Raw genomic sequence first — 14,587 nt, forward strand, 5'->3', positions numbered from 1 at the left:
CCGGCCACCGCGAGGAGATCGACCGTGCCCGCCACTCAGAAGCCCAAGACCTCGGCCAAGGGCCTCGAGACGCGGGAGCGCATCGTCGACGTCGCCGTCCGCTTCATCGCCCGCAACGGGGCGCGCGGCACGAGCCTGGCCGATATCGCCGCCGAGGCGGGCGTGTCACAAACCGGTCTGCTCTATCACTTCGGCAGCAAGGAGGCGCTGCTGAACGCCGTCCTGGACCGCCACCTGGCCTTCACCGAGGAGTGGCTGTGGGGCGACGGCCCCGACCCCGGCATCAAGATCGTCGACATCATCGCCCGGCATATGGTGAGCTGGCCGAGCCAGCACGACGACAAGGTCTACAGCCTGCTCGGCATGAACACCGTCGTGCTCGGGGAGAACGTCAGCCCCGACACCGACCTCCACCCGCGCCTGGTCGAGGGCTACCGGACGACGATCGAGCGGGTGACGGCGACCCTGCGGTCCGCACAACAGCGCGGCCAGATGCGCGACGACCTCGATCCGCAGCTCAAGGCGATGGAGATCATCGCCTTCTGCTACGGGCTCGAGGCCGCCTGGTTGGTGAACCCGACGATCCCGGTCGCCGACGCCGCCACCACCTGGGCCGCACAGCAGACGGCACAGATGGCAGCCGGCTGAGCAGCCGCTGCCCTTGCCGCCGTATCAGAATCACAGCGGTGAACGCTGCCCGCCGCCAAGCCGGATATGGTTTCGGCAACGTTCTTGCACAACTAGGTGGGGGCTGATGCTCGACCGGTCCGAGTCTGCGCTGCGCGTTGTCGTCCGGTCGAAGTTCTATCGCTCGGCGTTCCTGGCCCTGTTGATCGCGGGGATCGGGTTGTCGGCCGCGACTCCCCAGCTGACGCTCTTCCTGGTGCGTGACCTGGGTACTCCCCTGCCGGTGGCCGGGTTGTACTACGTCACCAACCTGGCCGCCCCGGTGGCGGGCTTCCTGGTCGGCCGGTGGTCGGACCGGAGCCATGATCGACTGCTCTGGTTCCGGGTGTGCGCGGTGATCGGGGGTGTCGGTTGGCTCGCCATGGCGGCTGCGAAGACGGTGTGGCTTCCGTTCGTCATCAGCACCGTGGCGCTGAGCCTGGCCGGCGGGTCGATGGCACAGCTGTTCGCGGCCTGCCGGGATGAGCTGAGCCGACACCCGACGAAAGCCGAGAACCGGGTCATCGCGACCATCCGGATGGCCTTCACGGTCGGCTGGATCCTCGGACCGGTGCTGGGCAGCTGGTTCGGCGGTGTCTTCGGGCTGCGTGCGCTGTTGGTGGCGACCGCGGCCTGCGTCTTCGCGCAGATGCTGCCGCTCGGCGGCCAGCGGGTGGAGCGCTACGAGGATCCGGGGATCTCGCCGCACCCCGAGGGCCGGCGACGGCTCGACCACATGATGCCGTTGCTGGTCTTCACCGCGATCTGCGTCCTGGCGATGACCGGTGACACGATCAAGTTCGGCTATCTGCCCATCTACATGGCCGAACAGCTGCATGTCTCCGACTCCGTGCGCGGTGCGGTGATCGGAATCCAGCCGCTGCTGGAGTTGCTGATGCTGCCGGCGGTGGCCCGGCTGGCCGACCGCTACGGACCACTGCGGATCATGACAGTGGGAGCCGCGCTGGGCCTGGCCGGGAACATCGCCTACGCGACCAGCAGCTCGGTCAGCGGACTGTTCCTCGGACAAGCACTGACGGCCGGCCTCTGGGCCTGCGTCGGTGCGCTAGGAGTGTCGATCGCACAACAGCTCTACCCCGAAGGCGTCGGCACCGCGTCCGGCATCTTCCTCAGCTCCATCCCACTCGGCTCGGCCATCGGCGGCACGATCGGTGGCATCGGCGTGGCGATCATCGGCCTTCCACATGTCTTCTTCGTCCCGGCGGGCCTGACCACCCTCGCCCTGGTCGCCTTCGTCGTACTGACCGCCCGGCTCAGCGTGCGCATGAAGACCTGACGGATCCCGAGGGCTGCTTAGGTGCGTTGGGCGGTGCCGTGGATGCCGTGGTGGTCGATGAGGGTCAATTCGGCCTCGGTCAGTGGTGGGAAGTCCAGAGCGGCGACATTGTGATCCAGCTGACCGGTCGAGCTCGCGCCGATCAGAGCAGTCGTGATCTCGGGCCGACGCAGCACCCATTGCAGCGCGAGCTGCGCGAGGGACTGACCGCGGTCCCGGGCGATCCCGTTGAGGGCCGCGGCGCGCTCGCGGTAGACGTCGTCGATCTGCTCGGGCGAGAGAAAGGTGCTGTTGGCGGCCCGGGCACCGGCCGGGATCCGGCCAGCGAGGTACTTGTCCGTCAGCAGCCCCTGAGCCAAGGGGCTGTAGGCAACGAGTCCGAACCCGTCGGCGCCGGCGAGCTCGAGCAGCCCGGACTTCTCCGGCCCACGATCGAAGATCGAGTACCTCGGCTGATGCACGAGCAGCGGTACGCCGGCCGCACGCAGCAGCTCCGCCATCGCATGCGCCGCGGCGGTCGGGTAGTTCGACACACCGACGTACAGCGCCTTCCCCTGCTGGACCGCGCCCACCAATGCACCGGCCGTCTCCTCCAGCGGAGTCGAGGGATCTGCGCGGTGGTGATAGAAGATGTCGACGTACTCGGTGCCGAGGTCACGCAGACTGTGGTCCAGAGAGGCCACCAGGGACTTGCGTGAACCGCCTTTGAAATAAGGGCTCGGACCGATCGGATTCCCCGCCTTCGTGGTCAGGATCAGCTCGTCACGGTACGGCGCCAGATCGGTCCGCAGCACGCGGCCGAGGAACTTCTCCGCGGCGCGGAACGGCGGACCGTACCGGTTCGCGTTGTCGAAGTGCGTGATCCCCAGGTCGAAGGCATGCAGCACGATCTCCCGCTGTTTCTCGAACGGGTAGTCAGCGCCGAACTTCTGCCACAGCCCGAGCGACAGCGCCGGCAGGTCGAGCCCGGATCGGCCTGCCCTGCGGTACTGCAGACGTTCGTAGCGGTCAGCGGCCGCGCGGTAGGTCGTCACACCGGCGATTCTTCCCGATGTCCTCTGTCCGGTGGGCACTGTCCGCGATGCGACCAGGTGCTTCAGGCGTCGGTGGCGGTTTCCCGGCGGAACGCTTCGACCGCGGTGGGGAGCGTGAAGAAGATTCGGTGCGGGCCGAGCCGCTCGAGGAACCCGGCTGCTTCGAGGTCGTCGCGGAGGTCCTGTTTGACGCGCGCCAGGGCGAGGACGATGCCGCGTCCGGCGAGCTCTTCGCGCAGCGAGTCCAGGGCGTCGAGGGCGGTGATGTCGATCTCGATGTTGGCCTCGGTATTGAGGAGCAGCCAGCGGACCGGGGGCTCGGCGGCGTCGACGGCGTCGACGGCGGCGATCGCTCGGCTGCGGAAGTTCTCGGCGTTGGCGAAGAACAGTGGTGAGTCGTAGCGGTAGACGACCAGGCCGGGGACCGGGCGCGCGTCCGGATAGTCGTCGACGTCGTGCATGCCGGCGATCCCCGGCACATACCCCAGAATGCCGTCATGCGGCCGGGCGACTCTGCGCAGTACGTCGAGAACCGACAACCCGACAGCGACGAGTACGCCGTACAGGACGTTCAGAGCGATCACACCGACCGTCGTCGCCAGCGCCAGCCACAGCTCGCTGCGGCGGAAGGCGGCGATGCGGCGGAACTCGGCCACCTCGATGAGCCGGAGGGCTGCGTAGACGACGAGCGCGCCCAGCGCGGGGATCGGGAAGGTCGCCAGCAACGGGCCGGCGAACAGCAAGGTCGCGACGATGACCGCCGCGGCCACCAGCGAGTACACCTGGCTCTTCGCGCCGGCTGCCTCCGCGACCGCGGTCCGGCTGCCGCTACTGCTGATCGGGTACCCGTGCACCAGACTTGCGGAGAGGTTGCCCAGCCCGAGGACGAGCAACTCGCGATCCGGATCGAGCGGCTCACCACCGCGGGTCGCGAACGCGCGACCGGTCAGCACGGTGTCGGTGTAGCCGACCAGCGCGACGCCCAGCGCGGGGAACGCCAGCAACGCGATGTCCTTACCCGTCACCGGCGGTAGGTGGGGCACCGGGAGACCACTCGGCACCTCCCCCACGACTGCCACTCCCTTGTCCGCCAGGTCAGCTGCCCACGTCACCACCGCGGCCAGCGTCACCACGATCAGCGGTCCGGGGAGCCACGGCGTCCAGCGCGCCGATGCGAGCAACAGCGTCAAGGCGGTCACTGACAAGAGCACCGGCGCCAACTGCCATTCGCCGAACAACTGGATCGCCGACCAGACCCGGGCCGGCGGAGAATCACCATGCACCGGGGCGCCGGTCAGTCGCCCGAGCTGACTGGTCATCATGATCACCGCGATACCGGCCAGATAGCCGATCAGCACCGGCTTGGACAGCAGATCCGCAAGGAACCCCAGCCGCGCCAGCCATCCCACCACACAGATCGCGCCGACCAAGAGCGCCAGTACGGCGGCCAGCACCGCATAGCGGGCCGGGTCACCAGCGGCCAGCGGACCGATCGCCGCCGCGGTCAGCAGTGCCGTGGTCGACTCCGGGCCGAGCGACAGCAACCGCGACGACCCGAGCAGGAAATACAGAACAAGCGGCCCCAGCGACGCCCACAGCCCGGTCACGGCGGGTAATCCGGCCAACTCCGAGTAGGCCATCACCTGCGGCACGAAGTACGCCGCCACCGTCACACCCGCGATCACGTCCGACCGCAGCCAGCCCTTGCGATAGCTGCGCAGGAGGGTGATACCGGGAGCAGACAACGACCAGCCGGCCACCCCGCACCTCCCCTCGCAGATCACTTCCTGCTCATAGTGTCGTGGAGTCACGGACTTTTTCGGTGCTACAGGGCCGTGCAAGCCGGACGCGGATGCGAGATGGTTCAGGGATGAGTGGTGCGAAGAAGATCAGTGGTGCGAAGAAGCGGTTGCCGAAGAAGCGGTACGAGCGGGAGCTACTGAACCTGCAGGCCGAGTTGGTGAAGCTGCAGGAATGGGTGCGCGTGGAAGGCGCCCGGCTGGTGGTGGTCTTCGAGGGCCGGGACGCCGCCGGGAAGGGCAGCACGATCAAGCGGGTGACGCAGTTCCTCAACCCGCGGGTCGCGCGGATCGTGGCACTGCCGGCGCCGACCGAGCGGCAGCGGTCGCAGTGGTACTTCCAGCGGTACGTCGAGCTCCTGCCGGCCGCCGGCGAGATCGTCCTGTTCGACCGCAGTTGGTACAACCGGGCCGGCGTCGAGCGGGTGATGGGGTTCTGCACCAACCAGGAGTACGCGCGGTTCCTGCATCAGTCCCCGATCTTCGAGCGGCTCCTGATCGAGGACGGCGTACTGCTGCGCAAGTACTGGTTCTCGGTCAGCGACGGCGAGCAGGAGAACCGCTTCCGCCGCCGCCTCGAGGACCCGATGCGCAGCTGGAAACTGTCCCCGATGGACCTCGAGTCGATCACCCGCTGGGAGGACTACTCGCGCGCCAAGGACGAGATGTTCGTCCACACCGACATCCCCGAGGCGCCCTGGTACGTCGTCGAGAGCGAGGACAAACGCTCGGCGCGGATCAACATGATCGCCCACCTGCTGTCCACGCTCCAGTACCACGAGGTCCAGCGGCGACCGATCGACCTCCCACCCCGCCCACCGTCGAAGGGCTACGAACGCCCACCCCGCGAGATGCAGACCCAGGTCCCCGACCACGCCGCCGCCCTCCGCCGCTGATGGGGGATTGACCTTGGTTCGGCCGAGGAGGACTGTCGGAAGCAACAGGGGGACACCTGCCACAACTCTCGGCCACCGGCCTTCGATCATCGATGCCGCCTGCCCTGGCCCTGGACCGCGCCCTCCCTCGCAACGGGAAACCGGCGTTACCAAGGAGGAGACATGGCCAGGAAGGTGTTCGAAGACAGCGTTGTTCCGTTGCCGCCTGATGATGGACTCGTGGCCGGCGGGCTGGTCGTCCAGGCGGCGGGCGCCGCGCAATCGGGCCGAGACGATGGAGGTCATGTTCTCCCTCGCGCTGCCCGCCGATTCCCAGCGCAGCCTGGAGGAGGCGGTCGCCCGCGGCGACGTCGTACCGGCCGGTGAGCTCGCGGCGATCCGGGCAGCCGATGGTGAACGCGCCAAGCTCGAGACGTGGTTGGAGGGACACGGATTCTCCGTCGAGCATGTGTCCGAGGACGGGACGAGCGTCTACACGACCTCCACGGTCGCGAACCTGGCCAAGCAGTTGCAGGTCGACATGGTGCAGGTGACGAAGGACGGGATCACCTTCACCGCGGCCCGCAATGCGCCGAGCCTGCCGGCCACCGTCGGCGAAGGCGTCCAGGCGATCATCGGGTTGCAGCCGTTCCGGCACGCCAACAAGCACTTCCGATCGGTCGTTCGTCCCATCCCGGCCGCGGAGGCGGCGAGGGTTCTGAATTCGCCGCCGTACCTCGTATCCGAGATTCTCGCGGCCTACGGCGCCGGTGGCCTCACCGTGGACGGCACCGGGCAGACGATCGCGATCCTGATCGACACCGTCCCGAAGACATCGGACATCACGGCCTTCTGGAAAGCCAACGACCTGAAGACCAAGGCGTCGCGGATCAAGAAGATCAACGTCAGCGGCGCGGCCCTGGGACCGCCCGAAGGCGAAGAGACACTCGACGTCGCCTGGTCGAGCGGCATCGCGCCAGGAGCCAAGATCCGGGTCTACGCCAGCGGATCGCTGTCGTTCGTCGCTCTGGACCGCGCGCTCGACCGGATCATCGCCGACCTCCCGCGGAACCCGGGCCTACGGCAACTGTCCATCAGCCTCGGCCTCGGTGAGACCTTCCTGGGCGGTCCCCAGGGTGAGGTCGCCATCCAGCATCAGAAGTTCCTCCGGCTCGCCGCGGCCGGCGTCAACGTGTTCGTGTCGAGCGGTGACGCGGGTTCGAACCCCGATCAGACCGGTCACGGCTCCCACGGTCCGTTACAGGCCGAGTACGAGTCGTCGGACTCGGCGGTCATCGGTGTCGGCGGAACCTCACTGCATCTGACCCCTCAAGGCGCGGTCAGCGCCGAAACGGGGTGGGCCGGCAGCGGCGGCGGCGCCAGCATCTTCTTCGGCCGGCCGGTCTGGCAGACCGCCGCCGGAGTGCCCGCCGGCGACCGCCGCCTCGTGCCGGACGTCAGCCTCGTCGCCGACCCCGGTACCGGCGCACTGCTCATCCTCAACGGTGCGGCGACTCAGATCGGTGGAACGAGCTGGAGCGCACCCGTGTGGGCAGCGTTCTGCGCCCTGATCAACGAGGCCCGCACCCGGGCCGGGAAGCCGGCGCTCGGATTCCTCAACCCGCAGCTCTACCCACTCGCGGGCGGGCCCTGCTTCCGGGACATCACCGCCGGGACGAACGGCGCCTTCCAAGCCGGCGCCGGGTACGACGAGGTCACCGGCCTCGGCGTCCCCAACGTCGGCCGGCTCATCACAGCTCTCACGACCTAGCTATCTCGACTGACCACGTGCACGACGAGCGGTCAGCGGAAGAGGTCGAGGCTGTTGCCGATCATGACCGTGGCGAGGACGGCCAGGAGGATGACGGTGATGGTGTTGAGGTTGGCCAGGAGCCAGGTCTCGATGCTCTTGAGGGTCGGGGCCGATCGGTCCGGGCCCATGATCGCGACCGCCAGCAGTGGGGTGAGGACTGTCGCCGAAGCGGCCAGGACGAAGATGCCCGCGGCGATGACCGTAGTTCCGGGGGCGAGGCCGGCGCCGCCGATGTAGCTGGCCGCGCTCACGACGAGCGGGAGGTTCTTCAGGTTCGCCAAGGCTGCGGCCGCGCCGGTCAGGACCAGGGCGGGTGCGGCCATGGTGGCGATCCGGTCGACGACCGCCGGGCGGGGTGGCGGCGCGCCAGGCTCCGGACGTTTGCGCCAGTACCGGACAGCCAGTACGGCGAACAGGACGCCGACCGCGAGCTGGATGAGGTCGACTCCGTCACGTGCCGCGTCCGCGTTCTTCTCCGCGACTGTGTCAGTGAGCCACGCGACGAGTCCGACCGCGATCGCCAGCGCGCCGACCCAGCCCGCGGCGAAGCTCAGCCCGGCACGCACCGGGCGGCGCGACATCAGCACCAGCACGATGCAGACCATCGGCACGGGACTCAAGGCGATCGCCATCGCCTGGGGAAGCACCGCACCGACTACGGGCCACAACCTCACCACTCCTTCGAGAGCTCAGGCACTCTTCGGCGGCCGGGTCGGCGGGACCTGCATGACCTCGAGGATGTCCACCCCCAGCATGTCGAGGTGGTTGAGGATACCGGCCAGCGCCGCCTGGTCGTCCAGGTATCCGTGCAGAACGGTCTGCGCCGGTTCCGAGTCGGCAGCCAGCGAAGGAAACGCGTCGGTCAGGTCAGGTGACAAGGTGCCCTTCACCCGGATGACGTAATGGCCCATAGGAACGCCCCCTTTCACGGCCCCTCGACACGACTCTCCAGCGTCCGGCGCCCGGAAGCATCACCCTTCCTGGACGACGGGCCGTCCGACTGGCGAACTCTGACCCAGCTGGGCCGGGGCGGTTTACCCGTCGTACGGTCGAAGCAAGCCTGGACCCGGGCAGTCAGGGGGGAGGGATCACCTGGATCGGGTGACCTGCCCTGCCTCGGTGAGTCGGAGACGGATGGTGCGCGGACCGCTTCGGCGTGCGCATGCTGTCGCCATGACGGCCCGTGCTTGGAAGAAGGCGCTGCCGCTGGCGCTGTCCGCCGTGCTGACAGTGCTGCTCGTCGGCCGGGCCGATGCGGCCGTCGCCGCGGGTTCCCCGGCGGATGCCGCCGGGCAACTGCTGGCCGACCGCTACTCCCCCGTCGTCCGGCTGCAGCAGGATTCGTCGAGATGCGAGGACGGCGAGCAGTTCCAGCCCACCGACGTCGAGGCCGTCCTGGGTGACCAGCAGGTCGCGCTCCGTGGACCGTGGCGGCCGCCCGACCTGGTCAAGACGCAGCCGCGGGACCAGGACCTCGGCCTCGGCTACCCAGGTCACTTCCTGGACTTCCCCGGCGATCCGCTGCGCCCGGGGTGCGACTATGCCGAGTGGTCGGCGCGGATCAACGCGGTGCATCCGGCGACCGTCTATGCCCACGTCGCCACGGACCCCAAGTTCCCCGGGCAGATCTCGCTGGAGTACTGGTTCTTCTACGTCTTCAACGACTACAACAACACCCACGAGGGCGACTGGGAATCGATCCAGCTCGTCTTCGACGCGCCGACGCCCGCCGCCGCACTGGCCACGCACCCGACCGCCGTCGGGTTCAGCCAGCACGGCGGCGCCGAGCGGGCCCGGTGGGGCGACGCCAAGCTCGAGATCGTCGACGGAACCCATCCGGTCGTCTATCCGGCCGCGGGTTCGCACGCGAACAAGTTCGGTCAGCGCCTGTACCTCGGTCGCGGCTCGGAGGGTCTGGGTTGTGACGACACGACCAGGCCGAAAGCCCCGATGAGTCCGCACGTCGCCTATGTGCCGATGGCCACCGCGGACTACGTGAAGGAGTATCCCTGGCTGGCGTTCGAGGGACGGTGGGGCGAACGGCAGAGGTCCTTCTTCGACGGACCCACCGGGCCGAACATGAAGGACTCGTGGACCGCGCCCATCCAGGATGCCGAGACGACGTGGCGGGACGACAGCGGTGTCGTCCCGGCCGGCTCCCTGCTGGGCCCGAGCAGCACCGGCGCCTTCTGTGCGGCGGTCGCGGCCGGATCGAACCTGGTCCGCGAAACCCTCGACCGGACCTGGCTGCTCGGCCTGATCCTCGCCGCACTCGTCGCGTTGATCTGGTTCGCGGCGAGCCGGACGCGGTGGAGCGATGCCGATCCCCTGCCGGCCCGGAAGCGGCGGGCCTGGGGGCAGGCTGTCACCGCCGCGCTGCGGTTGTTCCGGCTTCGGCCGATCCTGTTCGCCGGCTTCGCGGCGGCGTTCGTCGTACTCAGCCTCTGCACGGTCGTCCTGACCGAGTTTCAGATGGCCAGACGCGACGCTCCCACCGACCTCGGCGCTCCGACCGAGAACGCGCCCGGTCTGTGGGCGTCCCTGGTTGCGCTGGCGGTCACGATCCTCACGATTGCGACGTACGGCGCCCTGCTGGCGACCGTGACGACGACGCTCGACCAGCTGGATCGGGGCGTCCAGGTGACGGCCAAGCTCACGGTGCGCGAGGTGGTCTCGAACTGGCGGCCACTGGCTCGCGCGGCCGTGCAGTACTGGGTCGTGTTCACCGTCCTCGCACTGTTCATCGCGACGATCCCCGTGGCCATCTACTACGCGGTCAGCCGGGCGTTCGCCCTACCCATCGTGGTCGCGGAACAGCGCTCCGGACGTACGGCGCTGAGACGCAGCCGGATGCTGGTCAAGGGCCGGTGGTGGCGAACCGCGGTGCCACTCGCGATCATCATCGGACTCGGCCTGGCCGCCGGCCCGATCGCCGGGATCGTCCTGCTGCTCGCCACCGACCTGGCCCCCACGCTGATCAACCTCGGGACGTCGATCATGTTCGCCCTCGCGATGCCGATCACCGCCGCGGCCGTCGCGTACCTGTACTTCGACCGCGCCGCCTTCGCGCTGGAATCACCTGGATCGGGTGAGCTCCCGGACGCGGGCCAAACCTATTCTCAGGGTGGCGACGGGAGCGTCGAGCAAGACCTGCCCTCGGTGCGCTCCGACTCCTGAGGGGACCGGAGGAGGTCCAAATGGTCCAGGCCGACAGCGAACCGCCGACGCCGGCAGCCACACCGCCGGACGACCGGCGCCACCTGCTGTGGATCGCGATCGCGACCGGCGTGATCGTCGTGGCCGCGCTGATCATCGTCGCCGTACGGAGCAACGACGATACCCCCGGCGCGTCGTCATCGGCTGATGCCAGTACGGCGATGTGCCCCGCGATCCCGCTGGCGGACCAGGTCCTGCCGTCGATCGTGACGATCGCGGCGAGCCGTGGCGCCCAGGCCGGCACCGGGTCCGGCCAGGTCTTCCAGGACGGTGGGTACATCCTCACCAACGACCATGTCATCTCGGTCGCCGCGGGTGGGGGCAACGTCTCGGTCCGGTACAGCGACGGTCACAGCTCCGACGCCACGATCGTCGGCCGTGATCCCAGCACCGACCTGGCGGTGCTCAAGGCCGCCGACGGCGCGAAGGACTACCCCGTGATCACCCTCGGGTCGTCGGCGTCGCTGCGGGTCGGCCAGCCCGTCGTCGCCCTCGGCGCTCCGCTCGGCCTCGCCAGCACGGTCACCTCCGGCATCGTCAGCGCACTGGATCGCTACGTTCCGGTGCCGGGCGACGGTGTCACCCACCATCTGATCGGCGCCATCCAGACCGACGCGGCCATCAACCCCGGCAACAGCGGCGGCGCCCTGGTGGACTGCTCCGGGCATCTGGTCGGAGTCAACGCGGCGATCGCCACGGTGCCGAACGAGGCCGGGGTCAGCGGCGGCGGCAGCGTCGGCCTCGGCTTCGCGATCCCGGTGGACCTGGCGAAACCGATCGCCGACGAACTCATCCGGACCGGACAGCCCGGTCACCCGACGACCGGCCTGCAGGTCCAGGAGATCCCGCCCGCGGTCGCCGAGGCGGCGGGCACCCAGACCGGCCTGTTCGTCCTCGCGGTCGACCCCGGCGGCCCGGCTGCCAAGGCCGGCCTGCAACCAGGCGACATCATCACCGAGGTCGACAACGCACCGGCTGTCAGCAGTGAGCAGATCGTGGTCGCGACGCTGACCCGCAAGGTCGGAGACACCATCGAGCTGACCTACCTGCGGGGAGGCACGTCGGCGACCACCACCCTCACCCTGGGCGCGCCGTAGTACTCACGCGGGCGGGACCGGCTGCGAGGCGAGCAGGTCGAACCCGAGCCGGCGGGCGAGGAACTCCGCGGCCAGCTGACCTTTGATGCTGTTGCCGGCCTGATCCAGCCGCGGTCCAAACGTTCCCAGCCCACCCTTACCGGGCGAGACCGTCACGATCCCGCCACCGATCCCGCTCTTGCCCGGAACCCCGACGTCGAGCAGCCAGTCTCCGGAGGTCTCGTACAGGCCCGCGATCGTCATCACCGCCAGCGTCACGCGCGCGACACCCGCATCGACGACCCGTTCCTGCGTCACCGGGCAGACGCCGCCGTCCGCCAGCGTCGCCCCCATCATCGCCAGATCTGTCGCGGTGACGCTCAGACAGCTCTGCCTGGTGTAGAGCTCGGTCGCCTCCTCGGGATCACCGGAGAGCCCGCCCACACTCCGCAGGAGGGCGGCGAGGGCCCGGTTGCGATGGTTTGTGGCCAGCGCGGACGCGAGTACGTCGTCGTCCAGCACGAGCTCCCGGCCGGCGAAGCGGGAAAGACCGTCGACGACGAACTGCCACCGGTCATCCAGCGAACGACCCGGTGTCAGGCTGGTCGTCGCGATCGCACCGGGATTCACCATCGGGTTGGTCCGTCCCTGCGGGGATCGCTCGACCGCCTGCACCGAGTTGAAGGGCAAGCCGGTCGCATTCACGCCCACCAGGGCGCGGATGGCATCGACTCCGACCGCCTGACACATCAGGGCGAACACGAACGGCTTCGCGACGCTCATGATCGTGAACGACCGGCCGGAGTCGCCCGCCTCGAACCGGCGCCCGTCGATCGCCACGACGCACAGACCGAACCCCTCCGGATCCGCCCGGGCCAAGGCGGGATACACCTCCGAAACCGTCCCGTCGCCAACACCGCGAAAGCGCTCGTACGCCGCCTGGACGAGCTCGGCGACCGTTGTGACTTCGGGCAGGCCGCCGGTGGATACGTACCTGTCGGCGTTCGGCATGTCAGAACGGCCAGACCAGCGGGACGACGACCAGAGCCGTGAGGAGCCACCAGGCCATCACGACGAGACCGAGCTTCCAGTAGTCACCGAAGCGGTACCCGGCGGGACTCATGATCATCATGTTCGCGGGCGTCGAGATCGGGGTCAGCAGCGACGCCGCTCCGGCGACGGCGATCAGCATCAAGACCGGCTTGACGGAGGTCCCGGTCCCCTGGGCGGCCGCCACCGCGATCGGCGCCACGATCAGGACGGTCGCGGTGTTGCTCACCATCTGTCCCAGGGCGGCGGTGAGGGCGAAGAGTGCGAGCAGCAACAAGTACGGCCGGCCAGGCCCGATCGTGTCGATGATCAGGTCCGCGATCCGTTCCGCGGCGCCGCTGGACTGGATCGCGGCCGACAACGGGATCAGGGCACCGATCAGTACGACGATCTGCCAGGAGATGGCCCGATAGGCCTGTTGCGGTCCGACCACCTTCGTCAGCACCATCGCGGTCGCGGCGAGCAGACCCGCCATCGCGGGCGACACCGCGCCGGTCGCGAGCAGGACGACCATCGCACCCAGGATCGCGACGGCGATCGATGCCTTCGGCCCCCACGGCACGGCTTGGCGCCGGATGAGTTCCGGCGAGTCCACGAGCAGGACGTCCCGGTCCCTGGTCAGCTCGTCGAGCGCCGGCCACGGGCCGTGGACGAGGATCGCATCGCCCTCGGCCAACTGGGTCTGCCGGTTACCGCGGTCCTTGCCCATCCGCTGGACGGCGATGATGACGAGGTCACCGCTACGGCGCATGCCCGGAAAGACCGTCTCGCCGACGAGGGACGATCGCGGTGGGATGACGACCTCGACCACCCCGGCCTCACGAGTCATCAGGTCGTCGACCGGCGTCGGCGCCATTCTGACCGCGAGTGCCGAGTCGGCGGTCAGGCTGCTCACCTGCTCCGTCGGACCGGTCACCACCAGGACGTCACCGACATCGATGGCCGCATCCGCGCGGTACTGTCCCTGCCCGTCCTGCACGCCGACGATCACCACGTCCGGGTACGCCGTCAGGTCGAACTCGCCGACCCCTCGGCCGAGTAACGGCGAGAGCTCACGCACCTGCAGCCGGTAGAAGCCGTCCGCCCGGTCGTAGTGCTCATCGAGCGTCTGAGCATGAACGGCGAAGTCGACAGCCGGATTGGCCGGCCGAGCGGCCGGCAACAGCTTGGGGCCGAGCAGCACCGAGATCGCGATGGTGCCGATGACGAGCGGAACACCGACCACCGCGAACGAGAAGAACGGGAAAGGGCCTGCGCCGGCATCGCTGGCCGCCTCGGAGACGATGATGTTGACGGGCGTGCCGGTCAGCATCAGCAGCGATCCGGCGCTCCCCGCGAAGGTCAGCGGCATCAGCATCCGCGACGGTGGCTGACCGATGCGCACGGCAAGCATCACGACGAGCGGAAGGAGCGCGGCGACCGCTCCGTTGAGCGTGATCAGGGCCGCCAGCAGAGCACACAGACCGGTGACGGCGATCAACAGCCGCGCTCGCGTCGTTCCGGCGTACCTGACGATCGCCTGGCCGGCCCAGGCGGTCACCCCGGTGGAGTCGATGCCCTCGCTCACCACGAACAGCGTGGCGATGAAGATGACGACCGGATCGCCGAACCCCGCGAGTACGGCGGTGAAGCCCAGCACTCCGGTCGCCCACAAGGCCAAGGCGACGAGCACCGCGACGACGTCGACGGGCAGCCTGTTCCACACGAACAAGGCGACGGCGAGCCCGAGGATGATCAGGCTCACCGTGCCGTCATCCATGA

The 14,587-nt window shown here is 68.9% G+C and carries 12 protein-coding genes; 6 read left to right on the forward strand and 6 right to left on the reverse strand.

Going from position 1 to position 14,587, the window contains the following annotated elements; all coding sequences use genetic code 11:
- The first annotated feature begins 24 nt into the window (after positions 1-24).
- Both OG558_RS36555 and OG558_RS36560 read left to right on the forward strand, forming a co-directional pair.
- Positions 25-648 (forward strand): TetR/AcrR family transcriptional regulator, encoded by a 624-nt coding sequence (locus OG558_RS36555; protein WP_405067084.1) that lies wholly within the window; start codon positions 25-27, stop codon positions 646-648.
- Positions 649-754: 106 nt separating this feature from the next.
- Positions 755-1,963, forward strand: coding sequence for an MFS transporter (locus OG558_RS36560; protein WP_405067085.1), 1,209 nt, complete (start codon positions 755-757; stop codon positions 1,961-1,963).
- A gap of 17 nt (positions 1,964-1,980) precedes the next feature.
- On the opposite strand, the gene OG558_RS36565 is transcribed toward OG558_RS36560, so the two are convergent.
- Positions 1,981-2,997: an aldo/keto reductase gene (locus OG558_RS36565; protein WP_405067086.1), complete on the reverse strand. Its 1,017-nt coding sequence runs from the start codon at positions 2,995-2,997 to the stop codon at positions 1,981-1,983.
- 62 nt (positions 2,998-3,059) lie between these two features.
- Positions 3,060-4,757 (reverse strand): SulP family inorganic anion transporter, encoded by a 1,698-nt coding sequence (locus OG558_RS36570; protein WP_405067087.1) that lies wholly within the window; start codon positions 4,755-4,757, stop codon positions 3,060-3,062.
- Between the two features lie 110 nt (positions 4,758-4,867).
- On the opposite strand from OG558_RS36570, the gene ppk2 reads away from it, so the two are divergent.
- Together ppk2 and OG558_RS36580 are read left to right on the forward strand one after the other, a co-directional pair.
- A complete protein-coding gene (gene ppk2 / locus OG558_RS36575; protein ID WP_329476537.1) occupies positions 4,868-5,692 on the forward strand; it encodes a polyphosphate kinase 2 in 825 nt (274 codons plus the stop codon).
- A 283-nt stretch (positions 5,693-5,975) separates the two neighbouring features.
- Positions 5,976-7,442 (forward strand): protease pro-enzyme activation domain-containing protein, encoded by a 1,467-nt coding sequence (locus tag OG558_RS36580; protein ID WP_405067088.1) that lies wholly within the window; start codon positions 5,976-5,978, stop codon positions 7,440-7,442.
- A gap of 32 nt (positions 7,443-7,474) precedes the next feature.
- On the opposite strand, the gene OG558_RS36585 is transcribed toward OG558_RS36580, so the two are convergent.
- Positions 7,475-8,158, reverse strand: coding sequence for a GAP family protein (locus tag OG558_RS36585; RefSeq protein WP_405067089.1), 684 nt, complete (start codon positions 8,156-8,158; stop codon positions 7,475-7,477).
- A gap of 15 nt (positions 8,159-8,173) precedes the next feature.
- Complete coding sequence (locus OG558_RS36590) at positions 8,174-8,395, reverse strand: hypothetical protein (protein ID WP_329476534.1); 222 nt, start codon at positions 8,393-8,395, stop codon at positions 8,174-8,176.
- A gap of 262 nt (positions 8,396-8,657) precedes the next feature.
- Between OG558_RS36590 and OG558_RS36595 the strand changes: the two genes are divergently transcribed.
- The gene (locus OG558_RS36595; RefSeq protein ID WP_405067090.1) at positions 8,658-10,661 is read left to right on the forward strand and encodes a hypothetical protein; all 2,004 of its coding nucleotides are present in this window, start codon (positions 8,658-8,660) and stop codon (positions 10,659-10,661) included.
- 20 nt (positions 10,662-10,681) lie between these two features.
- On the forward strand, positions 10,682-11,797 hold the full coding sequence (locus tag OG558_RS36600) for a trypsin-like peptidase domain-containing protein (protein WP_329476532.1): 1,116 nt from the start codon (positions 10,682-10,684) through the stop codon (positions 11,795-11,797).
- A 3-nt stretch (positions 11,798-11,800) separates the two neighbouring features.
- On the opposite strand, the gene glsA is transcribed toward OG558_RS36600, so the two are convergent.
- A complete protein-coding gene (glsA, locus tag OG558_RS36605) occupies positions 11,801-12,787 on the reverse strand; it encodes a glutaminase A (protein WP_405067091.1) in 987 nt (328 codons plus the stop codon).
- 1 nt (position 12,788) lies between these two features.
- Positions 12,789-14,585 carry an SLC13 family permease gene (locus tag OG558_RS36610; RefSeq protein WP_405067092.1) on the reverse strand — a complete coding sequence of 599 codons (1,797 nt, stop codon included), beginning with the start codon at positions 14,583-14,585 and terminating at the stop codon, positions 12,789-12,791.
- Positions 14,586-14,587 lie beyond the last annotated feature (2 nt).

The sequence above is a fragment of the Kribbella sp. NBC_01510 genome (assembly GCF_045040325.1).
Taxonomy (GTDB): domain Bacteria; phylum Actinomycetota; class Actinomycetes; order Propionibacteriales; family Kribbellaceae; genus Kribbella.

What these genes read in the sequence shown, in the direction of transcription:
- OG558_RS36610 (WP_405067092.1), bottom strand. Translation starts at nt 14,585, where the DNA reads ATGGATGACGGCACGGTGAGCCTGATCATCCTCGGGCTCGCCGTCGCC.
- OG558_RS36580 (WP_405067088.1), top strand. Translation starts at nt 5,976, where the DNA reads ATGTTCTCCCTCGCGCTGCCCGCCGATTCCCAGCGCAGCCTGGAGGAG.
- OG558_RS36590 (WP_329476534.1), bottom strand. Translation starts at nt 8,395, where the DNA reads ATGGGCCATTACGTCATCCGGGTGAAGGGCACCTTGTCACCTGACCTG.
- OG558_RS36595 (WP_405067090.1), top strand. Translation starts at nt 8,658, where the DNA reads ATGACGGCCCGTGCTTGGAAGAAGGCGCTGCCGCTGGCGCTGTCCGCC.
- glsA (WP_405067091.1), bottom strand. Translation starts at nt 12,787, where the DNA reads ATGCCGAACGCCGACAGGTACGTATCCACCGGCGGCCTGCCCGAAGTC.
- ppk2 (WP_329476537.1), top strand. Translation starts at nt 4,868, where the DNA reads ATGAGTGGTGCGAAGAAGATCAGTGGTGCGAAGAAGCGGTTGCCGAAG.
- OG558_RS36600 (WP_329476532.1), top strand. Translation starts at nt 10,682, where the DNA reads ATGGTCCAGGCCGACAGCGAACCGCCGACGCCGGCAGCCACACCGCCG.
- OG558_RS36560 (WP_405067085.1), top strand. Translation starts at nt 755, where the DNA reads ATGCTCGACCGGTCCGAGTCTGCGCTGCGCGTTGTCGTCCGGTCGAAG.